The sequence below is a fragment of the Streptomyces sp. M41 genome (assembly GCF_043673425.1).
GTDB lineage: Bacteria > Actinomycetota > Actinomycetes > Streptomycetales > Streptomycetaceae > Streptomyces.
In genome coordinates this window covers 16,633-40,298 of the sequence record NZ_JBIMKE010000044.1, presented here as the reverse complement: position 1 = coordinate 40,298, position 23,666 = coordinate 16,633, and the positions used below count along the sequence as shown (strand labels likewise).

Annotated in this window: 18 protein-coding genes; 7 read left to right on the top strand and 11 right to left on the bottom strand. The window is 71.1% G+C overall.

All coding sequences use genetic code 11. The annotated features are described in order from the left end of the window. Positions 1 to 180: 180 nt before the first annotated feature. The 6 genes from ACHBTE_RS33865 to glgX form a co-directional block, all read right to left on the bottom strand. Positions 181 to 2,226 carry an NAD(+) synthase gene (locus ACHBTE_RS33865; RefSeq protein ID WP_394729242.1) on the bottom strand — a complete coding sequence of 682 codons (2,046 nt, stop codon included), beginning with the start codon at positions 2,224 to 2,226 and terminating at the stop codon, positions 181 to 183. A gap of 75 nt (positions 2,227 to 2,301) precedes the next feature. Beyond that, positions 2,302 to 4,065, bottom strand: coding sequence for an ABC transporter ATP-binding protein (locus tag ACHBTE_RS33860; RefSeq protein WP_394729240.1), 1,764 nt, complete (start codon positions 4,063 to 4,065; stop codon positions 2,302 to 2,304). Then, positions 4,062 to 5,777, bottom strand: a complete 1,716-nt coding sequence (locus ACHBTE_RS33855) for an ABC transporter ATP-binding protein (RefSeq protein ID WP_394729237.1) — start codon at positions 5,775 to 5,777, stop codon at positions 4,062 to 4,064. The genes ACHBTE_RS33860 and ACHBTE_RS33855 overlap by 4 nt, the downstream gene beginning before the upstream one ends. 64 nt (positions 5,778 to 5,841) lie before the next feature. Then, on the bottom strand, positions 5,842 to 7,695 hold the full coding sequence (locus tag ACHBTE_RS33850) for an ABC transporter ATP-binding protein (RefSeq protein ID WP_394729235.1): 1,854 nt from the start codon (positions 7,693 to 7,695) through the stop codon (positions 5,842 to 5,844). Beyond that, entirely contained in the window at positions 7,692 to 9,500 is a 1,809-nt protein-coding gene (locus ACHBTE_RS33845) for an ABC transporter ATP-binding protein (protein ID WP_394729233.1), read from the bottom strand. The genes ACHBTE_RS33850 and ACHBTE_RS33845 overlap by 4 nt, the downstream gene beginning before the upstream one ends. A 113-nt stretch (positions 9,501 to 9,613) precedes the next feature. Next, a complete protein-coding gene (gene glgX / locus ACHBTE_RS33840; RefSeq protein ID WP_394729231.1) occupies positions 9,614 to 11,917 on the bottom strand; it encodes a glycogen debranching protein GlgX in 2,304 nt (767 codons plus the stop codon). Between the two features lie 159 nt (positions 11,918 to 12,076). Here glgX and ACHBTE_RS33835 point away from each other — a divergent pair, with 159 nt between their 5' ends. The 6 genes from ACHBTE_RS33835 (at position 12,077) to ACHBTE_RS33810 (ending at position 18,421) form a co-directional block, all read left to right on the top strand. Beyond that, positions 12,077 to 13,324 carry an Ig-like domain-containing protein gene (locus tag ACHBTE_RS33835; RefSeq protein WP_394729229.1) on the top strand — a complete coding sequence of 416 codons (1,248 nt, stop codon included), beginning with the start codon at positions 12,077 to 12,079 and terminating at the stop codon, positions 13,322 to 13,324. A gap of 173 nt (positions 13,325 to 13,497) precedes the next feature. After that, the gene (locus ACHBTE_RS33830) at positions 13,498 to 14,736 is read left to right on the top strand and encodes an Ig-like domain-containing protein (RefSeq protein WP_394729227.1); all 1,239 of its coding nucleotides are present in this window, start codon (positions 13,498 to 13,500) and stop codon (positions 14,734 to 14,736) included. Between the two features lie 93 nt (positions 14,737 to 14,829). Beyond that, a complete protein-coding gene (locus tag ACHBTE_RS33825; protein WP_394729225.1) occupies positions 14,830 to 15,597 on the top strand; it encodes an enoyl-CoA hydratase/isomerase family protein in 768 nt (255 codons plus the stop codon). A gap of 309 nt (positions 15,598 to 15,906) precedes the next feature. Next, positions 15,907 to 16,410, top strand: coding sequence for an ATP-binding protein (locus tag ACHBTE_RS33820; protein ID WP_394729223.1), 504 nt, complete (start codon positions 15,907 to 15,909; stop codon positions 16,408 to 16,410). A gap of 56 nt (positions 16,411 to 16,466) precedes the next feature. After that, positions 16,467 to 17,684: a YncE family protein gene (locus ACHBTE_RS33815; RefSeq protein WP_394729221.1), complete on the top strand. Its 1,218-nt coding sequence runs from the start codon at positions 16,467 to 16,469 to the stop codon at positions 17,682 to 17,684. A gap of 83 nt (positions 17,685 to 17,767) precedes the next feature. Then, positions 17,768 to 18,421, top strand: a complete 654-nt coding sequence (locus ACHBTE_RS33810) for an ADP-ribosyltransferase (RefSeq protein WP_394729219.1) — start codon at positions 17,768 to 17,770, stop codon at positions 18,419 to 18,421. Positions 18,422 to 18,598: 177 nt separating this feature from the next. Here ACHBTE_RS33810 and ACHBTE_RS33805 read toward each other — a convergent pair whose 3' ends face one another. Then, positions 18,599 to 19,237, bottom strand: coding sequence for a GNAT family N-acetyltransferase (locus ACHBTE_RS33805; RefSeq protein WP_394729217.1), 639 nt, complete (start codon positions 19,235 to 19,237; stop codon positions 18,599 to 18,601). Positions 19,238 to 19,381: 144 nt separating this feature from the next. On the opposite strand from ACHBTE_RS33805, the gene ACHBTE_RS33800 reads away from it, so the two are divergent. Next, positions 19,382 to 19,600 carry an EF-hand domain-containing protein gene (locus ACHBTE_RS33800; RefSeq protein ID WP_394729215.1) on the top strand — a complete coding sequence of 73 codons (219 nt, stop codon included), beginning with the start codon at positions 19,382 to 19,384 and terminating at the stop codon, positions 19,598 to 19,600. Between the two features lie 122 nt (positions 19,601 to 19,722). Here the strand turns inward: ACHBTE_RS33800 and ACHBTE_RS33795 are convergent, their stop codons facing one another. The 4 genes from ACHBTE_RS33795 to gcvH form a co-directional block, all read right to left on the bottom strand. Continuing rightward, on the bottom strand, positions 19,723 to 20,280 hold the full coding sequence (locus ACHBTE_RS33795) for a glycoside hydrolase family 25 protein (protein ID WP_394729213.1): 558 nt from the start codon (positions 20,278 to 20,280) through the stop codon (positions 19,723 to 19,725). Between the two features lie 161 nt (positions 20,281 to 20,441). Then, a complete protein-coding gene (locus tag ACHBTE_RS33790) occupies positions 20,442 to 21,809 on the bottom strand; it encodes an L-serine ammonia-lyase (RefSeq protein WP_394729211.1) in 1,368 nt (455 codons plus the stop codon). Between the two features lie 103 nt (positions 21,810 to 21,912). Next, positions 21,913 to 23,178, bottom strand: a complete 1,266-nt coding sequence (glyA, locus tag ACHBTE_RS33785; RefSeq protein WP_394729256.1) for a serine hydroxymethyltransferase — start codon at positions 23,176 to 23,178, stop codon at positions 21,913 to 21,915. A 24-nt stretch (positions 23,179 to 23,202) separates the two neighbouring features. Then, positions 23,203 to 23,580 carry a glycine cleavage system protein GcvH gene (gcvH, locus tag ACHBTE_RS33780; RefSeq protein WP_394729209.1) on the bottom strand — a complete coding sequence of 126 codons (378 nt, stop codon included), beginning with the start codon at positions 23,578 to 23,580 and terminating at the stop codon, positions 23,203 to 23,205. Between the last annotated feature and the right edge of the window lie 86 nt (positions 23,581 to 23,666).

The following is a 23,666-nucleotide window of genomic DNA, read 5'->3' as shown; positions in this document are numbered from 1 at the left end:
TGGTGTGGGGTTGCTGTGACGCGGCCGTGGGAAGAGTGCCAGCTGACCGCGCTTTCTGTCAGGGGCGCGTCAGAAACTTGGCCGGAAATCGTTCGTTGTCCGGGAGTTCATGTTCGCTATACGGACCGGAACACCGAGGGCCCGGAAGGTGGGCCCACGAAGCGTGGACCCACCGCCCGGCTAGTCGCCGACGGCCGCCTCGTCGATGCGGGCGAGATCCCGCAGCCAGGCCGCCGCATTGCCGTCGGACGGCGCCCGCCAGTCGCCGCGCGGGGAGAGCGAACCGCCGGCCGAGACCTTCGGACCGTTCGGCATGGCGGACCGCTTGAACTGTGCGAACGCGAAGAAGCGACGGCAGAACACCTCCAGCCAGCGCCGGATCTCCGCCAGGTCGTACGCCCCCCGCTTGGCCTCGGGGAAGCCCGGCGGCCAGGCACCGGCGTCCGCGTCGTGCCAGGCGTGCCAGGCCAGGAAGGCGATCTTCGACGGCCGGAAGCCGTACCGCAGAACGTGGAAAAGCGTGAAGTCGTGCAGCGCGTACGGGCCGATCTTCGACTCGGTGGACTGCATCTCCTCGCCCGGCACCAGCTCCGGGCTGATCTCCGTGTCGAGGATCGCGGCCAGCGTGGCCCCGGTCTCCTCGTCGAACTGCCCGCTGGTGATGACCCAGCGGATCAGGTGCTGGATCAGCGTCTTCGGCACCCCGCCGTTGACGTTGTAGTGGCTCATCTGGTCGCCCACGCCGTACGTCGACCAGCCGAGCGCCAGCTCCGACAGATCGCCGGTGCCGAGCACGATGCCGCCGCGCTGGTTGGCCAGGCGGAACAGGTAGTCGGTGCGCAGGCCCGCCTGCACGTTCTCGAAGGTGACGTCGTACACCGGCTCGCCGGACGCGAACGGGTGGCCCATCTCCTGCAGCATCAGCCGCGCGGTCGGCGTGATGTCCAGCTCGGCCGCGGTCACACCGAGCGAGTTCATCAGCTTGTGGGCGTTGTCCTTGGTGTGGTCGCTGGTGGCGAAGCCCGGCAGCGTGAACGCCAGGATGTCGCTGCGCGGACGCCCCGCCCGGTCCATCGCCCGGGCCGCGACGATCAGCGCGTGCGTGGAGTCCAGACCGCCGGACACCCCGATGACCACCTTCGGGCCGCCGATCGCGCCCAGCCGCTGCTGAAGCCCCGCGACCTGGATGTTGTACGCCTCGTAGCAGTCCAGGGCCAGCCGGTCGGCGTCGGCCGGCACGAACGGAAAGCGCTCGACCCGGCGCCTCAGCCCCAGATCGGCCGTCGGCGCGTCGAGCCGGAACGACACCCGCCGGAAGTCGCCGGTGCGCCCGGCGTGGGTGCGGCGGTTGTCGTCGAACGTGCCCATCCGGAGCCGCTCCTGCCGCAGCAGATCCAGGTCGACGTCGGCCACCGCGAACTGGTCCTCGGCCGCGAAGCGGTCCGTCTCGGCGAGCAGGACGCCGTTCTCGTAGACCATGGTCTGGCCGTCCCACGACAGGTCCGTGGTCGACTCGCCCAGCCCGGCCGCCGAGTACACGTACGCCGCCAGACAGCGCGAGGACGCCGAGCGGCACAGCAGCCGCCGGTCCTCGGCCCGGCCGACCGTGATCGGGCTGCCCGAGAGGTTGGCGAGCACCGTCGCGCCGGCCAGCGCCGCCTCCGCGCTCGGCGGCACCGGCACCCACATGTCCTCGCAGATCTCCGCGTGCAGCACCAGGCCCTCGACGTCCTCCGCCTCGAAGAGCAGGTCCACACCGAACGGGACCTCCGCGCCGCCGACCCGGATCGTGCCGCCGCGCTCGTCGTCACCGGACGCGATCTGCCGCTTCTCGTAGAACTCGCGGTAGTTCGGCGGGTACGACTTCGGCGCCACGCCGAGGATCCGGCCGCGGTGCACGATCACCGCGCAGTTGTAGATCCGGTGGCGGTGGCGCAGCGGGGCGCCCACGACCAGTACCGGAAGCAGGTCTGCCGACCCGGCCACCACCGTGGCGAGCGCCTGTTCGACCTCGTCGAGCACCGTGTCCTGGAGCAGCAGGTCCTCGATCGAGTACCCGGTCAGGCCCAGCTCCGGGAAGACGGCCACCGCGACCCCCTCCCGGGCGCACGCGCGTGCCTGCCACAGAACCGCCTCGGCGTTGGCGTGCGGGTCGGCGATGACGGTGTGGCCGGTGCACGCGGCCACCCGGGCGAAGCCGTGCTGGTAGAGCGACCAGAAGTTCAATGGACTGCGGCTTTCTGCTGTGGCGTTCTTCGGCGGTTCAGCGATCTCCTACTCCATCGAGCATAGATCCCCTGCTCAGGCGGGCCGCTCCCCGTGCCAGGAGCGCCACAGCGCCGCGTAGGCCCCACCCGCCGCGACCAGCTCGTCGTGCGTACCGAGCTCGGTGAGCCGGCCGCTCTCCATCACGGCCACCCGGTCGGCGTCGTGCGCGGTGTGCAGCCGGTGCGCGATGGCGATGACGGTACGTCCCTCCAGTACGGCCGCGAGCGCGCGCTCGGTGTGCCGGGCGGTCGTCGGGTCGAGCAGCGCCGTCGCCTCGTCGAGGATCAGGGTGTGCGGGTCGGCCAGCACGACACGGGCGAGGGCGAGCTGCTGGGCCTGCGACCCGTCCGTACGGCAGCCCCCGTCGCCCAGCGCGGTGTCCAGGCCGGCGGGCAGCCGCCGGACCCAGCCGTCGGCGCCGACCGCGGTGAGGGCGGCCCACAACTCCTCGTCCTCGGCGGACGGTTCCGCGATACGCAGGTTGTCGCGGACCGTGCCGAGGAAGACATGGTGTTCCTGGGTGACCAGGACGACCTGGCGGCGCAGCTGCTCCGGACCGAGGGCGACGACCGGCACGCCGCCGACCGTCACCGAGCCGGCGGTCGGCGCGTCCACGCCCGCGAGGAGCCTGCTCAGGGTGGTCTTGCCGGCGCCCGACGGGCCGACGATCGCGAGACGCTCCCCCGGCCGCACGGTCAGGTCGACGCCGCTGAGGACCTCGCCGCCGCGGTCGTAGGCGTAGCGCACGCCGGTCACGTCGATACGGTCGTCCCCGGGGGCCGGTGCGTCGGTGTCCGTGGCCCGCGGGGCACGGGCCAGGCCCTCCACCCGGGCGAACGAGGCGCCGCTGCTCTGGAGTTGCTCGATCCGCATCAGGATCTCGTCCAGCGGGCCGACCATCTGCTGGAGATACAGCGCCGCCGCCACCACCGTGCCCAGGCTGATGGTGCCCTGTGCGTGCAGTGCCCCGCCGACGAGCAGGACCGCGGCCACCGGGACGAGATAGGCGATCTCGACCGACGGCAGGAACACCGTGCGCAGGAACAGCGTGTGCAGCCGGGTCCGGCGGGCCGTCTCCAGCGCGTCCCGGCTCGCCGCCACCCGCCGCCGCTCCAGCCGCAGCGCCTCCACCGTGCGGGCGCCGGAGGCGGTGGCGGCGAGGATCTCCGCGACGTCCGAGGTGGCCGCGCCCTCGGCGAGATAGCCGGTGCGGGCACGGCGCAGATACCAGCGCAGCACCGGCCACAGAACCAGAAGGCCGAGCAGCCCGCAGGCACCTAGCAGGGGGTCCAGCACGAGGACCGCGCCCAGCAGGAACATGACCTGTACGGAGTTGATGAGCAGCTCGGGCCCGGCGTCACGCAGGGTGGTGCCCACGGCGGACACGTCGGCGGTGCCGCGCGCCGTCAGGTCCCCGGTGCCCGCCCGTTCCACGACCGAGGCGGGCAGCGCGAGCGTGCGGTCCACGTACTCCTCGCGGACGCGGGCCAGGGTGCGCTCGCCGAAGCGGTGTCCGACGTAACGGGCCCAGCGGGCCAGCAGCAGCTGGGCCGTCGCCGCCAGCAGGATGGCCAGGGCGAGCTCGTCCACGGTCGTGACACCCGCGCCGCGTCCGACCTCGTCGACGATGCGGCCCACCAGCCAGGGGCCGGCCAGGCCGGCGAGCGCCGCGAGGGCGTTCAGGGCGAGCACGGCTGTGAAGGCCCGGCCGTCGGCCCGGACCAGGCGGGTCGTGGCCCGGCGTACGTCCTTCGGCTCGGCGACGGGCAGGGCCGTGCGGCTACCGGTTCGGGTCACCTGGCATGCTCCTCGGCGTCTTCGTCCCGGGCCACCAGGGCTCGGTATCCGGGCTCTGTGCCCAGCAGTTCCCGGTGCGTGCCTGTCGCCGCCACCTTGCCGTCGACCAGGAAGTGGACGGTGTCCGCCCGGTCCAGGACCAGCGGGGACGTCGTCGTCACCAGCGTCGTACGGCCCTGCCTCCCCGTGTGCAGACGTTCGGCGACCTGCGCCTCCGTGTGGGCGTCCAGTGCGGACGTCGGTTCCACCGCCAGGAGCACCTCGGGATCGGCCAGCAGGGCGCGGACCAGGCGGACGCGCTGGCGTTGGCCGCCGGAGAGGCTGCGGCCCTGGGCGTCGACCGGTGCGTCGAGTCCGTCGGGCAGGCCGCGGACGATGTCCTCGGCGACCGCCGTGTGCACCGCCCGCGTGATCGCCGCCTCGTCGCGGTCCGTGGAACCGGCGGCCACCAGCTCGCGCAGCGTGCCCGCGAACAGATCCGCCTCGTGGTCCGCCACCAGGATCCGTTCCCGCACCTGCGGTAACGCGATCTCGTCGAGCGGGACCCCGCCCCAGGTCGCCGTCGACGGCACATACCGGCCGAGCCGGTCGACGACCGTCTCGGCGTCGGCGGGCAGCGAGGCGGCCAGCGCGGTGAGGCGGCCCGGCCGCACCCGCACCCCCGACTCGGGGTCGTGCAGCGCGGCCGGCTCCGCCGGCGCGTCCCGGGTGCCCGTGTTCGCCATCGGCTCCAGCCGCAGGAACCGTACGACCCGCCGGGCCGCCACCACGCCGCGGCTGAGCTGGTAGCCGCACTCGATGAAGAACGCCACCGGCCCCACCAGCACCGCGACATAGCCGTACACCGACACCAGCTCGCCCACGGTGATGTCACCCTGGGCGGCCAGCCGTGCCGCCAGCCAGGTCACCACGGCCAGGAACAGCGTCGGCAGCCCCACCCCGAGCGCCTGCACCCAGCTGGTCACCGCCCCGACCCGGTACCCCTGCGCCCGCAGCCGCTGCGAGTCGCGGTGGAAGGCGTCGGCGACCAGGCCCTTGCCGCCGAGGCCGTTGAGGACCCGCAGCCCGCCCGCCAGGTCGGCGATCCGTGCGGTCAGCACGCCCTGCCGCTCCCGGTACTCCGACTCCGTCCCCTGCAGCCGCCCCAGCAGCGGCCCGACGAGCACACCGATCATCGGCATCCCGAGCAGCACCACCACGGCGATCGGCACCGACACCGACACCAGCAGCCCGGCGATCACCAGATAGGCGACGACCGCCCCGACCCCGGGGCCGACGACCGTCAGGGACTGGCTGATGGTCTGCACGTCACCCACGCCGATCGTGACGACCTCGCCGGCCCCGATCCGGCGTGGCAGCGCGGCCCCCAGGCGTACCGCGTGCCCGATGAGCACCTTGACCGTGCGGAAGTTGGCGTCCATCCGCACCCGGGTCATCGTGCGGTGCCGCATGATGCTCAGCCAGGCGTTGAACGCCCCCACCGCGAACAGCGCGCCCGTCCACGCCGCCAGCGCGCCCTGGTCACCGGCCGTCAGCCCGTCGTCCACGGCACGGGACATCAGATACGGGGTCGCGGCCAGCAGCACCATCCACACACTGGAGATCAGCGCCCCGAGGACGGAGCGCGGCGCCTGGCGCACGACCAGCCACCACAGATACCGCCCCCCGCCGCGGCGATCGGGCTCGCCCGGATCCTCGTACGCGTCGATCATCGTCCCCCGTGCCCCGTTCCTCGCCTCGTGCCGTCTCGTCTCGTGTCGACCGCGTGCCACCCGGCTACGCCAGGCTGTCCCGCCAGGCCCGGTGCAGATCCGCGAACCTTCCCTTCCCCGCGACGAGTTCGGCCGGTGTGCCGTCCTCGACGATCCTGCCGTGCTCCATGACCAGCACCCGGTCCGCGATCTCCACCGTGGACAGCCGGTGGGCGATGACGACGGCCGTGCGGCCGTGCAGGACCGTCGACATCGCGCGCTGCACGGCCCGCTCGCCGGGGATGTCCAGGGAGCTGGTCGCCTCGTCGAGGATCAGCACCGCCGGGTCGGCGAGCAACGCCCGCGCGAACGCCACGAGCTGGCGCTGCCCCGCGGAGATCCGGCCACCCCGCTTGCGTACGTCCGTGTCGTAGCCGTCGGGCAGCGAGGTGATGAAGTCGTGCGCGCCGATGGCCTTCGCCGCGTGCTCGATCTCCTCGCGGGTGGCGTCCGGGCGGCCGATGGCGATGTTCTCGGCGACCGTGCCGGAGAACAGGAACGCCTCCTGCGTCACCATCACCACCCCGCGCCGCAGTTCGGGCACGGGCAGCTCGCGCAGGTCGACGCCGTCCAGCAGGACCCGGCCGTCGGAGGGGTCGTAGAAGCGGGCGAGCAGCTTGGCCAGCGTCGACTTGCCCGCGCCGGTGGAGCCGACGACCGCGACGGTCTGCCCGGCCGGGAGGGTGAGGTCGAAGCGGGGCAGCACCTCGCCGCCCGTGCGGTAGGCGAACCGGACGCCGTCGAAGACGACCTCGCGGCCGGGGTGTTCGCTCTCCAGGGCCGGGAGCCGGCGGGGCGCGGACGGCTCGGGCACGGACGGGGTCTGCGCCAGCAGCCCGGCGATCTTCTCCAGGGAGGCCGCCGCCGACTGGTAGGAGTTGAGGAACATGCCGAGCCGGTCGATCGGGTCGTACAGCCGGCGCAGATACAGCACGGCCGCCGCCAGCACACCCAGGGCGAGGGTGCCGCCCGCCACCCGGTAGGCGCCCCACAGCACGATCCCCGCCACGGCCGTGTTGGCGACCAGCCGGGAGCCGATCACATACCGGGCCATCTCCAGCAGGGCGTCGCCGTTGGTGCGCTCGTGCCGGGTGTTGAGGACACGGAAGTCGGCGTCGTTGGCGGCCTCCCGCCGGAAGGCGCGCACCGGGCGGATGCCGTTCATCGTCTCCACGAACTTCACGATCACGGCCGCGATGGCGGTGGACCGCAGGGTGTACACGCGCGCGGCCCGCCGCCGGTAGAGCCGCACGAGGAGGTACAGCGGCACGAAGGAGGCCACCGCCACCGCGCCCAGCCCGAGATCGAGCCAGAGCAGCATCGCCGAGATGTAGACGAAGGACAGGATGACGGTGACGAGCTCCTGGAGGCCCTCGTCGAGCAGCTCGCGCAGGGACTCCACGTCCGTCGTGGAGCGCGAGATCAGCCGGCCCGAGGTGTAGCGCTCGTGGAAGTCGAGGCTGAGGGCCTGGGCATGGCGGAAGATACGGCCGCGCAGGTCGAGCAGCACGTCCTGGTTGACGCGGGCGGAGGCCAGGATGAACGCGTACTGGAGCAGGCCGGAGGCCAGCGCGCACAGCAGATAGCCGGCGCCCACCGCGAGGAGCGGCCCGAGGTCGTCGCGCCGGAACGCCGGTACGGCCGAGTCGATGGCGTACGCCACGAGCAGCGGGCCCGCCTGCACCGCCGCCTGCTGGAGCAGCAGCAGAAGTGTGGTGAGGGCGACGCGGGCCTTCATCGGCGCGAGCAGGGAACGCAGCAGGGCCGCGGTGGCGCCCGGCGGAGTGGGCAGGACATCGCGGTCGAAGGGATCGCCGGGCCGCTGGGGCGGCTCGGCCGGCTGTTCCTTGCCCGGTGCGGTGGCGGTGGTCGCCGTCATCGGTCGGCCTCCTCGGTTCCGGCCATGAGGTGGGCGTACTCGGCGTTCGTGCGCAGCAGTTCGTGATGGGTGCCGACCGCGGTGATACGGCCGTCGGAGAGCAGCGCGACGCGGTCGGCGAGCAGCACGGTGGACGGGCGGTGGGCGACGATCAGGGCCGTGGTCTCCGCGAGCACGTCCCGCAGGGCGGCCTCCACGGCGGCCTCGGTGTGCACGTCGAGCGCGGACAAGGGATCGTCCAGCACGAGGAAACGGGGCCGGCCGACGACGGCCCGCGCGAGCGCGAGGCGCTGGCGCTGCCCGCCGGAGAGGCTCAGCCCCTGCTCGCCGACCTGGGTCCCGGTGCCGTGCGGCAGGGCGTGCGCGAAGTCGGCCTGCGCCACCGCCAGCGCCCGCTCCAGTTCGGGCTCCGCGGCGCCCGGCCCGGCGCCCATGAGGACGTTGTCCGCGACGCTGGCCGAGAAGAGGGTGGGCTCCTCGAAGGCCACGGCGACGAGTTCGCGCAGCTCCTGTCTGGACAGTGCGGTGATGTCCCGGCCGTCGAGGGTGATCCTGCCGGACGTCACCTCGTGCAGACGGGGGACCAGGGCGGTCAGCGTCGTCTTGCCGCTGCCCGTCGCGCCGACGAGGGCCATGGACTCGCCGGGCCGGATGTGCAGGTCGATGCGGTCCAGGACGGGCGCGGCGTCCTCGGGGGCGTCGGGATAGCGGAACCGCACGCCGTGGAACCGCAGTCCGAGGTCCCTACGGTCCTCCTCGGCAGCCGAGCGCTCATGGCCCTCCGGCGCCTCGTCCATGACCTCGAAGTACCGCTCCGTGGCGGTGGCCGCCTCCTGGCTCATCGCCAGCAGGAACCCGATGGAGTCCACCGGCCACCGCAGCGCGAGCGCCGTCGACAGGAACGCCACCAGCGTGCCCGCCGACAGCTCGCCGTCGGCCACCTGCACGGTGCCCAGCACCAGGGCCGCCCCGATGGCCAGCTCCGGCAGCGTCACGATGACGCCCCAGATCGTCGCGAGCAGCCGCGCCTTGTGCAGTTCGGTGCCGCGCAGCGTCCGCGACAGCTCACGGAACGCCCGGGCCTGACTGCGGTGCCGCCCGAACCCCTTGATGATCCGGATGCCGAGCACGCTCTCCTCGACGACCGTCGTCAGATCGCCCACCTGGTCCTGGGCGCGGCGGGCCACGGAGGCGTACCGCTTCTCGAAGATCACGCAGGTGACCATCACGGGCACGGCCGGGATCAGGATGACCAGTCCCAGCGTCCAGTCCTGGACCAGCATGATGATCACGCCGACGAGGATCGTCACGCTGTTGACGAGCAGGAACGTCAGCGGAAAGGCGAGGAACATCCGCAGCAGCATCAGATCGGTGGTGCCCCGCGACAGCAACTGCCCCGACGCCCACCGGTCGTGGAAGGCCACCGGCAGCCGCTGAAGATGCCGGTACAGATCCGCCCGCATCGATGCCTCGACCCCGGCCAGCGGCCGGGCCACCAGCCACCGCCGCAGCCCGAACAGCAGCGCCTCGGCGAACCCGAGCAGCAGCAGACACAGCGCGCCCAGCCAGACCCCGGCCGGGTCCCGGCCGGCCACGGGCCCGTCCACCATCCACTTCAGGACGAACGGGATGACCAGCGACAGACAGGAGGCCAGGACCGCCACGAACGCCGCGGTGAACAGCCGCGTCCGCACGGGCCGCACATACGGCCACAGACGCAGCAGCGTGCGTACGGCGGAACGGCCGGGCCGGCCGGCGTCGGAGCGGTCGGAGGGATCCTTGTCGGTCGCATGTGAGGTCACCATCAGCAGCGAGCCTACGGATCGCCACTGACACTGCCCACCGAGTTTTGGCCGGGCCGCGGTCCGCCGTTGGTCCTACGACCTGCGTGTTCGAGGGGGCCGACCAGGCATGCCCGTCACGTCGTATCCCTCGCCTCCATCGATCGGGTGAAACCGTCGACCCGCAGCAACAGCACGGACCGCGCCGCGACCGTGATCACCTCGCCCGCCCGGTGCTCCACCCCCGGCGCCTCCTGCTGCTCCTCCCGCGAGGTGTCGACGACCACCTCGTAGCGCTCCGCCCATGGCGGCGCCGGCAGGACGAAGCTCACCGGCCGGTCCCCGGCGTGCAGTACGGCCAGGAAGCTGTCGTCGAGTATCGGCGCCCCGCGCTCGTCCCGGCCCGGGATGTCCCGCCCGGACAGATACATGCCCAGCGTGGCGGCGGGCGCGTACCAGTCCCGCTCCGTCATCTCGGTGCCCCGCGCCGTGAACCAGGCCAGGTCGCGCAGCCCGTCCGCCGAGTGCGCCCGCCCGGAGAAGAACGCCCGCCGGCGCAGCACCGGATGCCGGTGGCGCAGCGCGATCAGCCGTGCGGTCAGGTCGAACAGCGCCCTCCACCGCGGGTCCTCCAGCAGCCCCCAGTCCAGCCAGCTGATCTCGTTGTCCTGGCAGTACGCGTTGTTGTTGCCCCGCTGCGTCCGCCCCAGCTCGTCTCCCGCGACCAGCATCGGTACGCCCGTCGACAGCAGCAGGGTCGTCAGCAGGTTCCGCAGCTGCCGTCGCCGCAGCGCCCGTACCCGCTCGTCGTCCGTCTCGCCCTCGGCGCCGCAGTTCCAGGACCGGTTGTCGTCGGATCCGTCCCGGTTGCCCTCCCCGTTCGCCTCGTTGTGCTTGCGCTCGTAGGACACCAGGTCCCGCAGCGTGAAACCGTCGTGCGCCGTCACGAAGTTGACCGAGGCGTACGGCCGCCGCCCGCCCCAGGCGTACAGGTCGCTGGATCCCGACAGGCGGTACCCCAGATCCCGCACATCCGGCAGCGCGCCCCGCCAGAAATCCCGTACGGCGTTGCGGTAGCGGTCGTTCCACTCCGTCCACAGCGGGGGGAAGGCGCCGACCTGGTAGCCGCCCGACCCCACGTCCCACGGCTCGGCGATCAGCTTCACCCGGCGCAGCACCGGGTCCTGTGCGATGACCGCGAGGAACGGCGAGAGCATGTCGACGTCGTGCATGGAGCGGGCCAGCGCCGCGGCCAGGTCGAAACGGAAGCCGTCCACCCCCATCTCCGTCACCCAGTACCGCAGCGAGTCGGTGATCAGCCGCAGGACGTGCGGCTGGACGACGTGCAGGGTGTTCCCGCAGCCCGTGTAGTCGGCGTACCGGCGGGCGTCCGGCTGCAAGCGGTAGTAGCCGCGGTTGTCGATGCCCTTCAGCGACAGCATCGGACCCAGCTCGCCCGCCTCCGCCGTGTGGTTGTAGACGACGTCGAGGACGACCTCGATCCCGGCGGCGTGCAGCGCTCGGACCATCTGCTTGAACTCGCCGACCTGTTGACCGGTCGTCCCGGAGGCGGCGTAGGCGGCATGCGGGGCGAAGTAGCCGATGGAGTTGTAACCCCAGTAGTTGCGCAGACCTTTGCGCAGCAGATGGTCCTCGTGCGCGAACTGGTGCACCGGCAGCAGCTCCACGGCCGTCACCCCCAGCTTCACGAGGTGCTCGATCGCCGCCGGATGCGCGAGCCCCGCGTAGGTGCCCCGCAGCTCCCGCGGGATCCCCGGGTGCAGCTGGGTGAAGCCCCGCACATGCACCTCGTAGATCACCGAGTCGGCCCACGGCGTCTTCGGCCGCCGGTCGTCCATCCACTCGTCGTCGGGGGCGTCGTCATGGACGACCACCCCCTTCGGGACGTACGGCGCCGAGTCCCGTTCGTCGCGCACGGTGTCGGCGACATGCTGCTGCGGCCAGTCCCTCACATGGCCGTACACCTCGGGCGGCAGGCTGCTGTAGTCATTTCCCTCGGCGCCGTCCACCGCGCGCGCGTACGGGTCGAGGAGCAGCTTCGCCGGGTTCCAGCGGGCGCCGGTCCACGGGTCCCAGCGGCCGTGCACCCGATAGCCGTAGCGCTGGCCGGGCATCACGCCGGGCACGAAGCCGTGCCAGATCTCGTGCGTCAGTTCGGTCAGCTTGGCCCGCGTCTCCTTGCCCTGCCCGTCGAACAGGCACAGCTCCACCGCCTCCGCCCCGCCCGCCCACAGCGCGAAGTTGGTGCCCGCCACCCCGTCCGGGCCGACCCGGAAGCGGGCGCCGAGCGGCACCGGCGTGCCCGGCCACACGGGCACCGCGGGGGCCTTGCGCCGCGCCCCGTTCACCACGGCGGCCGGGCGCCCCTCCTCGGCGGCGACCGCCCCGGCCACCGCCTCCTGTTCGGCTGCGCTCGACACCTGACGGCCTCCCACGGCTCAGGGACCACACGAACGGGGAAGGAGAGCCCGCGCAGTCCCGGTCCGCGGCTCCCCATCGCGTCGTCCTCCCCACTGTTCTGCCCACCGGGTGGCTCGCACTCACGTTTCCCCAGGGCCGCCCCGGTCGTTGGGGTCTTCGTGAGGCACGTACAAGGGCGCGCGCGGCGCGCGGGGGCCGTGTTGGCCGCCGTACTGACATGGGCGGGACTGCTGGCCGGCGCGGCCGGCTGCACTTCGGACACCGGCCGGGGCGGCATCGACCAGATGCTCGGCAAACCGCCCGCGCCCGAGGACGTGATCCGGGTGATGCCGGACGACGGCACCAAGGACGTACGCCCCGACGACCGGCTGCTCGTCCGCGTGCTGAGCGGGCGCCTGGAGTCGGTGAAGGTCGTCAAGTCCCAGGATGCTCAGGATTCCGAGGTGCCCGGGCGCATCTCGCAGGACGGCCGGCGCTGGGAGCCAGACGACGCCGGGCTCGCGCTGGCCGCCAGGTACACGATCGACGCGGTGGCCCTGGACGGTCACGGCAGGCGCAGCGCACGCCACACGACCTTCGCCACGCACGTCCCCGACGAGCGGTTCATCGGATACGTCACCCCCGAGAACCGCTCCACCGTCGGCACCGGAATGATCGTCTCCCTGGAGTTCAACCGGGAGATCCGGGACCGGGCCGCCGTCGAACGCGCCGTCCAGGTCACCGCCGAACCGGCCGTGGAGATCCGCCCGCACTGGTTCGGCGGGGCCCGCCTCGACTTCCGCCCCCGGGACTACTGGCGGCCCGGCACCCGGGTCACCGTCGCCCTGCGCCTGCGGGACGTCGAAGGGGCGCCCGGGGTGTACGGGCTCCAGCACAAGACGTTCTCCTTCACCGTCGGCCGCCACCAGGTCTCCGTGGTGGACGCCGCCAGGCACACCATGGAGGTCCGGCGCGACGGCGAACTGCTCACCAGCGTCCCCGTCACCGCCGGCGCCCCGAAGACCACCACCTACAACGGCAAGATGGTGGTCACCGAGATGCTCGAGCTGACCCGCATGAACGGCGCCACGGTCGGCTTCAAGAAGAAGAACGGCAAGGGCGAGTACGACATCCCGGACGTCCCGCACGCCATGCGGCTGACCGACTCCGGCACCTTCCTGCACGGCAACTACTGGGCGGACGCCTCGGTCTTCGGCCGGGACAACGTCAGCCACGGATGCGTGGGGCTCAGGGACGTCAAGGGCGGCGGCTCCGAGACGCCCGCGGGCTGGTTCTTCGACCGCAGCCTCGTCGGGGACGTGGTCGAGGTCGTCCACAGCAACGACAAGAAGGTCGCTCCCGACAACGGCCTCGGAGGATGGAATATGGGCTGGAAGGAGTGGAAGGCCGGGAGTGCGGTGAAGTAACCGGACAGAGGGGTGCGTTGCCGCCAACCGGCCATCGGCCGATGTTGGAACGCAATGGTGACAATCGCGCGATGCCGACGCCCCTGACCTTGTGGTTAATATGCGCCGGTGAGCGCGGCAGACGCGCGGGGGAGCGGGCCTGGCGGGACCAGGCCCGGGGAGGGGAGTACGACTTGAACGTGCGGCCGATATCGGGGGCGTCGGTTGACGCGCGCGTGCGCAGGCGCAAGGGGATGGCGGCACTCGTGGGTGCCCTGCTGTTCACGGTCACCGCGTGCGGTGGGGGCGGCGGATCGAATTCCGGGGCGGGCGACGGCAAGGGCAAGGACGCCGGCGCGGCCGAGGGCAGGAAGTCACAGGCGGTCGTGACGATAGCCCCGAAGGACGGCGCGAAGTCCGTCGAGACCAGCGGCGCGCTGAAGGTCACCGCCGCCAAGGGCAAGCTCACGGACGTCGAGGTGAAGGACGCCAACGGCAACGCGATAGCCGGGAAGATATCCGGCGACGGCGCCACCTGGACGCCGTCGACGCATCTGGCCGCCGACACCGAGTACACGGTGCACGCGGTCGCCAAGGACTCCGAGGGCGCCGAGGCCGCCGAGGAATCCGACTTCACCACACTGACCCCGAAGAACACCTTCGTCGGCCGCTTCACGCCGGAGGACGGTTCCGAGGTCGGCGTGGGAATGCCGTTCTCGATCCGCTTCGACCGGGGCATCACCGAGCCCGAGGACGTCGAGAAGGCCATCACCGTCAAGACCGAACCGGCCGTCGAGGTCGCCGGTCACTGGTTCGGCAACGACCGCCTGGACTTCCGGCCCGAGACGTACTGGAAGGAAGGCACCAAGGTCACCGTCGACCTCAACCTCGACGGCGTCGAGGGCCGCCCCGGTGTCTACGGCGAGCAGGACAAGAAGGTCTCCTTCACCATCGGCCGCAACCAGGTCTCGATCGTGGACGCCAAGGCCAAGAAGATGAAGGTCACGCAGGACGGCAAGGTCGTGAAGACCATCCCCGTCACCACAGGCGCGCCCGGGTACGAGACCTGGAACGGCCAGATGGTCATGACCGAGAAGTTCGTCCAGACCCGGATGAACGGCGACACGGTCGGCTACGAGGGCGAGTACGACATCAAGGACGTGCCGCACGCCATCCGCCTGACCGACTCCGGCACCTTCATCCACGGCAACTACTGGGCCGGTGGCGCCTTCGGCAACACCAACGCCAGCCACGGCTGCGTCGGCCTGCGCGACGTCAAGGGCGCGTGGGACAAGGACACCCCGGCGGCGTGGTTCTACAACCACTCGATCCTCGGTGACGTGGTGGTCGTGAAGAACTCCGCCGACGGGACGGTGGCCCCCGGGAACGGCCTCAACGGCTGGAACATGTCCTGGGAGAAGTGGAAGGCGTAAGCAGCAGAATCCGGACAGGACGGCCCCGGTGCCCGCCTCATTGTGAGGTACGGCACCGGGGCCGCCGCCGTTAATCCCCGTTAACCTGCTCGCATGACCGTGAATCTCGAAGTCGCCGAGGGCGTCGGCACCCTCCGCCTCGACCGCCCGCCCATGAACGCGCTGGACGTCGCCACCCAGGACCGGCTCAAGGAGCTCGCCGAGGAGGCGGGGCGGCGCGACGACGTACGGGCCGTGGTGATCTACGGCGGGGAGAAGGTGTTCGCGGCGGGCGCGGACATCAAGGAGATGCAGGCCATGGACCACACGGCGATGGTCCTGCGCGCACGGGCCCTCCAGGAGTCGTTCACAGCGGTGGCCCGGATCCCCAAGCCGGTCGTGGCGGCCGTGACCGGCTACGCGCTCGGCGGGGGCTGCGAGTTGGCCCTGTGCGCGGACTTCCGGATCGCCGCCGAGAACGCCAAGCTGGGCCAGCCGGAGATCCTGCTCGGCCTGATCCCGGGCGCCGGCGGCACCCAGCGACTGGCCCGCCTCGTCGGACCGTCGAAGGCGAAGGACCTGATCTTCACGGGCCGCATGGTCAAGGCGGACGAGGCGCGGGAACTGGGCCTGGTGGACCGGGTGGTGGCGGCCGACCAGGTCTACGCCGAGGCGCACGCCTGGGCGGCGAAGCTGGCGCAGGGCCCGGCACTCGCGCTGCGCGCCGCCAAGGAGTCCGTCGACGCGGGCCTGGAGACGGACATCGAGACGGGCCTCGCCATCGAACGGAACTGGTTCGCGGGCCTGTTCGCGACGGAGGACCGCGAGCGCGGTATGCGCAGCTTCGTCGAGGAAGGGCCGGGCAAGGCCAAGTTCCTCTGACGCCCCGCGGTGAGCGCTCGGAAAATTCAGGTGTGAAAATGCGCCGTACCACTTGCAGTTGACGGCGTGTCTGATCCGGGTCCCTCGATGGAGCGCTTTATGGCAGCCTTAAGGCAACCTTAAGCGTGTCTTGTCGAGGGAGTCCGTCTCTTGCCGCCGGCGCGCCCTTCGCCGCAGGTCGGACGGGCTGTTGCAGGTCCCGAACTGCCCCCGTCATATGCCGGTGGAGGCTTTCGGAATGCCGGATTCCGGGGGGTGTATTCCACAGGAACGGCCCCGGAGCGCCCCGGCGGCAGCCATGATGGGGTCATGGCGGGGCTGGAGGGTATCGAACAGCCGCGGGGACACAGCCGTGCAGCCGCGGCGCGCTGGTCGCCGGCGGCGGAGGACGAAGCTGCTGCGAAGGCACTCGAGTTGTTCGGCAATCCCACGGAGGCGGAGGTTCCGCTGCCGTCGCGCCCCGAGTCCGCCGCCACGGCACGGCGGCTGGCCCAGGTCGTGGTCCTGTGCCAGTGGGGCCTCGGCCCGAAGATGACCGAGGACGCGGTCCTCCTCGTCTCCGAACTCGTCGGCAACGCCGTCCGCCACACCGGCGCCCGCGTCTTCGGCCTGCGGATGCGCCGCCGCCGCGGCTGGATCCGTGTCGAGGTCCGCGACCCGTCCCGCGGGCTGCCCTGTCTGATGCCGGTACAGGAGATGGACATCAGCGGCCGGGGCCTGTTCCTCGTGGAAAAGCTATCCGACCGCTGGGGCGTGGACCTGCTGCCGCGAGGCAAGACGACATGGTTCGAGATGAGGGTGGCGGACCGCTAGGTCAGGGATCAAGCTACGAGCTCCGACCCGCCTGGGGCCCGCCTATCGGGTGAATCATGCGTTTTTCGGCGCAGTTCTCATTAAATAGTCCGGTGAACCTGACCCACCGCACCCTCCTCGCCGGCGTCGGCCTACTCGCGCTCGCGGCCTGCGGCACCGAGTCCGCCAAGGACAGGGGCCAGGCCGTCGAGTCCCGCGGCACCCGGGCCGCCGTCCCCGCCCCGGCCAAGCAGCCGCCCGTCGACGGACTGCCCGGCATGCCGCCCGTCCTCGACCCGAAGGACGTCTACGCCGCCGACCGCCCCGACAAGCTCTCCCCGGTCGTCAAGGACTTTCCCTCCCGGGTCTACGTCCCCAACACCGAGTCGGACACCGTCTCGGTCATCGACCCGAAGACGTACAAGATCATCGAGACCGTCCGCGTCGGCCGTCAGCCCCAGCATGTCGTGCCGTCCTGGGATCTGAAGACCCTCTGGGTCAACAACAACCGCGGCCACACCCTCACCCCCATCGACCCGAGGACCGGCAAGGCGGGCAAGGAGGTGAAGGTCCACGACCCGTACAACCTCTACTTCACGCCCAACGGCAAGTACGCCGTCGTCATGGCCTCCCTCGACCGCGAACTCGTCTTCCGCGACCCGCACACCATGAAGCGGCTCAAGACCGAGCCGGTCACCTGCTACGGCGTCAACCACGCCGACTTCTCCCTCGACGGCCGGTACTTCATCGTCTCCTGCGAGTTCAGCGGGGAGCTGCTCAAGGTCGACACCGAGAAGATGAAGGTCGTCGCACAGCAGAAGCTCCCCTTCGACGGGGCCATGCCGCAGGACGTCAAGGTCTCGCCGGACGGCAAGCGCTTCTACATCGCCGACATGATGGCCCATGGCATGTGGGTGCTCGACGGCGACAAGTTCGACGAGCCGACGCTGCTGCCCACCGGCAAGGGCTGCCACGGTCTCTACGTGAGCCGCGACTCACGGGAGATGTATGTCTCCAACCGCGGCGAGGGCAGCGTCTCCGTCTTCGACTTCACCAAGAACAAGCTCACCAAGAAGTGGCAACTCCCCGACGGCGGCAGCCCCGACATGGGCGGCGTCTCCGCCGACGGCAAGGTGCTGTGGCTGTCGGGCCGCTACGACGCCGAGGTGTACGCCATCGACACCCGCACCGGGAAGCAGCTCGCCCGCATCCCGGTGGGCAGCGGACCGCACGGCCTCGCCGTCTACCCGCAGCCGGGCCGCTACTCCCTGGGCCACACCGGCGTCTTCCGTTAGCGGCTGACCGGCGGTCAGCGGACACGCCGCCGTACGGGTGAAGATCCATGGCGCTCCGCCGCGGGGGCGGAATCGTGCTCCCCATGATCACAACTCGTCTGCGGCGGCGTGCCGCTGCCGCCGTACTGTCCCTTGCGGCCGTCCTCACCACGACGGCCGCCACGGCTCCCGCGTCCCCGCCCGCGGCTGCCGCGACCGCCGTGAGGGCCGCTGCGCAGGCCGCAGTTCCTGCTGCCGCGCCCGCCCCGGCCGCCTGTCCCGTTCAGTACGACGACCGGATCGAGGCCGCCGCCGACCGCCGCGTCGACGTCGAGCGCATCACCCCCGACCCGGCCTGGCGCACCAGCTGCGGCACGCTCTACCGGGCCGACGGCCGAGGGCCGGACATCGTCTTCGAGGAGGGCTTCAAACCCAAGGACGTCGTGGACGGCCAGTACGACCTGGAGCAGTACGTCCTGGTCAACCAGCCCTCCCCGTACGTCTCCACGACGTACGACCACGACCTGTACAAGAACTGGTGGAAATCGGGCTGGAACTACTACATCGACGCCCCCGGCGGTATCGACGTCAACAAGACCATCGGAGACACCCACAAGTGGGCCGACCAGGTGGAGGTCGCCTTCCCCGGTGGTATCGCGCGCAAGTACATCATCGGCGTCTGCCCGGTGAACAAGACGACCAAGGTCGAGATCATGAGCGGCTGCCAGAGCAACCCGCACTTCGAGGCCTGGCACTGAGCCACTAGGGGGTGTTTCGAAAGTCTCGTGCGGTGCCCGCGGTGTCCGGTGCGTGCCCTCGGCGTGCCGGACGAAGGCCCTCGTACTGGACGTACTTGGGCCTTTGGCCGGTGCGGCGAGGGTGCGTGCCGGGCGCCGTGGGTGCTGTGCGGGACTTTCGAAACACCCCCTAGCCGCCTATCGGGCGCGGAGCAGCAACTCCGCGCCCACCGGCCGGTACCCGGCCGCCTGGAACGCCCGCGCACTACGGGCGTTCCCAGGCGCGACCTGCGCCCACAGCGGCTCCGTGACGAGATGCCGGGCGGCCGTCACCAGCAGCCGCCCCAGCCCCCGGCGCCGTACGCCCTCGTCCACCTCGACCGAGACCTCCAGCCGCCCGGCGACCCCGCGCCCCAGCACGAGCACCCCGCCCTGAGCCGTCCAGGCGCGCACGGCGTCGCGGCGTCCGTGGGCGTAGCCGACCCGGGGATGGCCCGCGTCCTCGACCTCCGCCAGCGCCAGCGGCGGCTCACCGGGCAGTGGGGAGCCGACCAGAACCGCGTCGACGGTCTCGCACGTCCGGCCCGTCCGCTCCATGAGGGCGGCCAGGAAACGCGGGTTCAGGGGCGCGGCCAGCGCGTCGCAGTCCACGCCGCGGAGGGTGTCGTACACCCAGCCGGGGTCCTCGTCGGTGAAGACCACGGTGTGCGCGGTGAGGGCGAGGACGCCCGCGCCCCGGGGGGACGGCTGGGGCACGACCCTCGTACGGCCGTCCTCGGGCGGGAAGACGCCCCGTGCCGCCGAGTCCAGGATGTCCCGCAGGATCGTCGCTGCCACCGCCGCTCCTCGTCCGCGTCGAGTCCGCACCCCGGCCCCGGTGGTCGCCGCCCGGAAGGTACGCAAGGGCAGCTAATCTGACCTGCGGCAGCAAGCCAGCACAACACGACAGACGCGAGTCAACGCGAGTAAAGGGGCGGACCGGTGGCGCACATCGACATCGAGGAAGCACGCAAGCAGTTCGAGCGCATCGATGCGGACGGGGACGGCACCATCACCGCCGCCGAGTTCAAGACGGCCCTCGCCCAGGGCGGCGACTGGAACGTCACGGAGGCGGTCGCCGAGGCGATCATCAAGAGCCGTGACCTGAACGGCGACAAGCTCCTGTCGTTCGACGAGTTCTGGGCCTACCTGAGCAAGTGACACTCGCGGAAGGGGCGCCCGGCCTGCCCACGCGAGCCGGGCGCCCCTTGCCGCGCGGGCAGCGGTTCGACTCTCGTCAGGCGAGCCGACGCCGCGTCACATGACCCCCGGCGGCCCGGCCGTCAGGCGTTCTCGGCCCATTCGCGCAGGGCCGCCTTGCTGGAGAAACGCGCCACGTTCTTGTCCAGCGGGTCGTCGGTGTACTGGTGGAAGCGCCACTTCGCCTGGATGCGGGGCTTGCCCGCGGACACGTAGTCGGCGATCCAGAGTCCGTCGCCGGCGTACGACGTCGTGTCGACGTTCAGCCAGTAGTGGCGGTTGGCGTACAGGATCACCGGGTTGTTGGGCCGCTTCTCCTTCACCTTCCGGATGAAGAGGTCCTTCTCCGCGTTGCTCGCGTGCGTGCCCTCGCTCGTCGTCTCCCAGTCCACCGCGAGGATGTCGCCGGCCCTCTCGGGGGCGTGCCGGACGAAATAGTCCGCCTGGGCCGAGAGATTGCCCGGCCACAGGAAGTGGTAGAAGCCCACCACCAGGCCGGCGTCACGGGCCCGCTCGGTCTGGGCGGCGAGTTTGGGGTTGATGTACGAACGGCCCTCCGTCGCCTTGATGATGACGAAGGAGAGGCCGTCGGTGTCGTAGGACGAGGACTGATACGCACTCACGTCGATGCCGCGCAGCATGGGGGACTCCCTGAAGTGCCGGTGGGGGGCAGGAGTTGGGGTTGGTGTATGCCCACCGTGGCACGCTTGACGCGTCCCTGACGTGGAATCGTCAACATTCGAACCACCGCACTCGTGTGCGGTGGCCGAGGCCCTGACCGCCCGCGCGGAGGGGGCGCCGATCAGCACTCGATGATGTTGACCGCCAGCCCGCCCCGAGCCGTCTCCTTGTACTTCACCGACATGTCGGCGCCCGTGTCCTTCATCGTCTTGATGACCTTGTCCAGGGACACCTTGTGGGAGCCGTCGCCGCGCATCGCCATCCGCGCCGCCGTGACCGCCTTCACCGCGGCCATGCCGTTGCGCTCGATGCACGGGATCTGGACGAGCCCGCCGACCGGGTCGCAGGTCAGGCCCAGGTTGTGCTCCATGCCGATCTCGGCGGCGTTCTCCACCTGCTCCGGGGAGCCGCCGAGCACCTCCGCCAGCGCGCCCGCCGCCATCGAGCAGGCCGAGCCGACCTCGCCCTGGCAGCCGACCTCGGCGCCGGAGATCGAGGCGTTCTCCTTGAAGAGCATGCCGATCGCGCCGGCGGCCAGCAGGAAGCGGACCACGCCCTCCTCGTCGGCGCCGGGGACGAAGTTGATGTAGTAGTGCAGGACGGCCGGGATGATGCCCGCCGCGCCGTTCGTCGGCGCGGTGACGACCCGGCCGCCGGCGGCGTTCTCCTCGTTCACCGCCATCGCGTAGAGCGTGATCCACTCCATCGCCAGGGCCTTCGGGTCGCCCTCCGAGCGCAGCTTGCGCGCGGTGTTCGCGGCCCGGCGGCGCACCTTCAGGCCGCCCGGCAGGATGCCCTCGCGGGACATGCCCCGCGACACGCACTCGCGCATCACCCGCCAGATCTCCAGCAGGCCCTCGCGGATCTCGTCCTCGGTGCGCCAGGCCCGCTCGTTCTCCAGCATCAGGGACGAGATCGACAGGCCCGTCTCCTGTGTGAGCCGCAGCAGCTCGTCGCCCGTGCGGAAGGGGTACTTCAGGACCGTGTCGTCGAGCTTGATCCGGTCCGCGCCCACCGCGTCCTCGTCGACGACGAAGCCGCCGCCCACCGAGTAGTAGGTCTTCGACAGCAGCTCCGCCCCGGAGGCGTCGTACGCCCACAGCGTCATGCCGTTGGCGTGGTAGGGGAGGGTCTTGCGGCGGTGCAGGACCAGGTCGTCGTCGAAGGAGAACGGGATCTCGTGCTCGTCGAGCAGCCGGAGCCGGCCCGTGGCCTTGATGGCCTCGACGCGCTCGTCCGCCGTCTCCACGTCCACCGTCCGCGGGGAGGACCCCTCCAGGCCCAGCAGCACCGCCTTGGGGGTGCCGTGGCCGTGTCCCGTCGCGCCGAGGGAGCCGTAGAGCTCGCAGCGGACGGATGCCACGGAGGGCAGCACCTCCTCGTTGCGCAGGCGGCGCGCGAACATACCGGCCGCGCGCATCGGGCCGACCGTGTGGGAGCTGGACGGGCCGATGCCGATCGAGAACAGGTCGAAGACCGAGATGGCCACGGGGTACTCCTCAATACGGGGTGGTGCAGAAGGGTTTCTGCGGGGCGCCCCGGTCGCTCACGACCAGTGTGCGGGACACCCCACAGAAAGGAACTACCAGGAACTACTTGTTCAGACCGGGGTACAGCGGGTGCTTGTCCGCCAGCGCCTTCACCCGGGCCTTGAGCGACTCGGCGTCGTAGGACGGCTTCAGCGTCTCGGCGATGACGTCCGCGACCTCGGCGAAGTCCTCGGCCGTGAAGCCGCGGGTCGCGAGCGCCGGCGTACCGATGCGCAGCCCCGACGTCACCATCGGCGGGCGCGGGTCGTTCGGGACGGCGTTGCGGTTGACCGTGATGCCGACCTCGTGGAGACGGTCCTCGGCCTGCTGGCCGTCCAGCTCGGACTCGCGCAGGTCCACCAGGATCAGGTGCACGTCCGTGCCGCCGGAGAGCACGTTCACCCCGGCCGCACGGGCGTCGGCCGCCGTCAGGCGCTCGGCGAGGATCCGCGCGCCTTCCACGGTACGACGCTGGCGCTCCTTGAAGTCCTCGCTCGCGGCGACCTTGAAGGAGACCGCCTTGGCCGCGATCACGTGCTCCAGGGGGCCGCCCTGGAAGCCCGGGAAGACGGACGAGTTCAGCTTCTTGGCGAAGTCCTTCTTCGCGAGGATGATGCCGCCGCGCGGGCCGCCCAGCGTCTTGTGGGTGGTGGAGGTGACGACGTCCGCGTGCTCGACCGGGTTCGGGTGCAGCCCCGCCGCGACCAGGCCGGCGAAGTGCGCCATGTCGACCCACAGGTACGCCCCGACCTCGTCGGCGATCCGCCGGAACTCGGCGAAGTCCAGCTGCCGCGGGTACGCCGACCAGCCGGCGATGATCACCTTCGGCCGGTGCTCCTTGGCGAGCCGCTCCAGCTCGGCCATGTCGACCAGGCCGGTCGCGGTGTCCACGTGGTACGCGACCACGTTGAACTGCTTGCCGGAGAAGTTCAGCCGCATGCCGTGGGTGAGGTGGCCGCCGTGCGCCAGGTCCAGACCGAGGATGGTGTCGCCGGGCTGGGCCAGGGCGAACAGGGCGGCCTGGTTGGCGGAGGCGCCGGAGTGGGGCTGGACGTTGGCGTACTCGGCGCCGAACAGCTCCTTGACCCGGTCGATCGCGATCTGCTCGGCGACGTCGACGTGCTCGCAGCCGCCGTAGTAGCGGCGGCCCGGGTAGCCCTCGGCGTACTTGTTGGTGGCGACCGAGCCCTGGGCCTCCATGACCGCGACCGGCGCGAAGTTCTCGGAGGCGATCATCTCCAGGGTGGACTGCTGGCGCTCCAGCTCGGCGTCGAGCGCGGCGGCGATGGCCGGGTCCAGCTCGTGCAGGGACTGGTTCATGAGTGACATGTCAGACATAAGGGATGGAACTCCTCAGCCGGCGGTGTGGGCGACGTACTCGTCCGCGGAGAGCAGGTCGGCCGGCTCCTCCGTGATCCGTACCTTGAACAGCCAGCCGCCCTCGAAGGGGGCGGAGTTCACCAGCGACGGGTCGTTCACCACGTCCTCGTTGATCTCGGTGACCTCGCCGGTGACCGGGGAGTACAGGTCGGAGACCGACTTGGTCGACTCCAGCTCGCCGCAGGTCTCACCCGCGGTCACGGTCGAGCCGACCTCGGGGAGCTGGGCGTAGACGACATCGCCGAGCGCGTTGGCCGCGAACTCGGTGATGCCGACCGTCGAGACGCCGTCCTCGGCGGTCGACAGCCACTCGTGCTCCTTGCTGTAACGCAGCTGCTGGGGGTTGCTCATGGCCTGAATTCTCCTGTACGCGCGGGAGTGGTGATGGGCGGGGGGCTGCAAGAAACGTCTGTGAGCAGCGGGTATGTGCGCAGAGT

What these genes read in the sequence shown, in the direction of transcription:
- ACHBTE_RS33855 (WP_394729237.1), bottom strand. Translation starts at nt 5,777, where the DNA reads ATGATCGACGCGTACGAGGATCCGGGCGAGCCCGATCGCCGCGGCGGG.
- ACHBTE_RS33850 (WP_394729235.1), bottom strand. Translation starts at nt 7,695, where the DNA reads ATGACGGCGACCACCGCCACCGCACCGGGCAAGGAACAGCCGGCCGAG.
- ACHBTE_RS33845 (WP_394729233.1), bottom strand. Translation starts at nt 9,500, where the DNA reads ATGGTGACCTCACATGCGACCGACAAGGATCCCTCCGACCGCTCCGAC.
- ACHBTE_RS33825 (WP_394729225.1), top strand. Translation starts at nt 14,830, where the DNA reads ATGACCGTGAATCTCGAAGTCGCCGAGGGCGTCGGCACCCTCCGCCTC.
- ACHBTE_RS33820 (WP_394729223.1), top strand. Translation starts at nt 15,907, where the DNA reads ATGGCGGGGCTGGAGGGTATCGAACAGCCGCGGGGACACAGCCGTGCA.
- ACHBTE_RS33815 (WP_394729221.1), top strand. Translation starts at nt 16,467, where the DNA reads ATGCGTTTTTCGGCGCAGTTCTCATTAAATAGTCCGGTGAACCTGACC.
- ACHBTE_RS33810 (WP_394729219.1), top strand. Translation starts at nt 17,768, where the DNA reads ATGATCACAACTCGTCTGCGGCGGCGTGCCGCTGCCGCCGTACTGTCC.
- ACHBTE_RS33795 (WP_394729213.1), bottom strand. Translation starts at nt 20,280, where the DNA reads ATGCTGCGCGGCATCGACGTGAGTGCGTATCAGTCCTCGTCCTACGAC.
- glyA (WP_394729256.1), bottom strand. Translation starts at nt 23,178, where the DNA reads ATGTCACTCATGAACCAGTCCCTGCACGAGCTGGACCCGGCCATCGCC.
- gcvH (WP_394729209.1), bottom strand. Translation starts at nt 23,580, where the DNA reads ATGAGCAACCCCCAGCAGCTGCGTTACAGCAAGGAGCACGAGTGGCTG.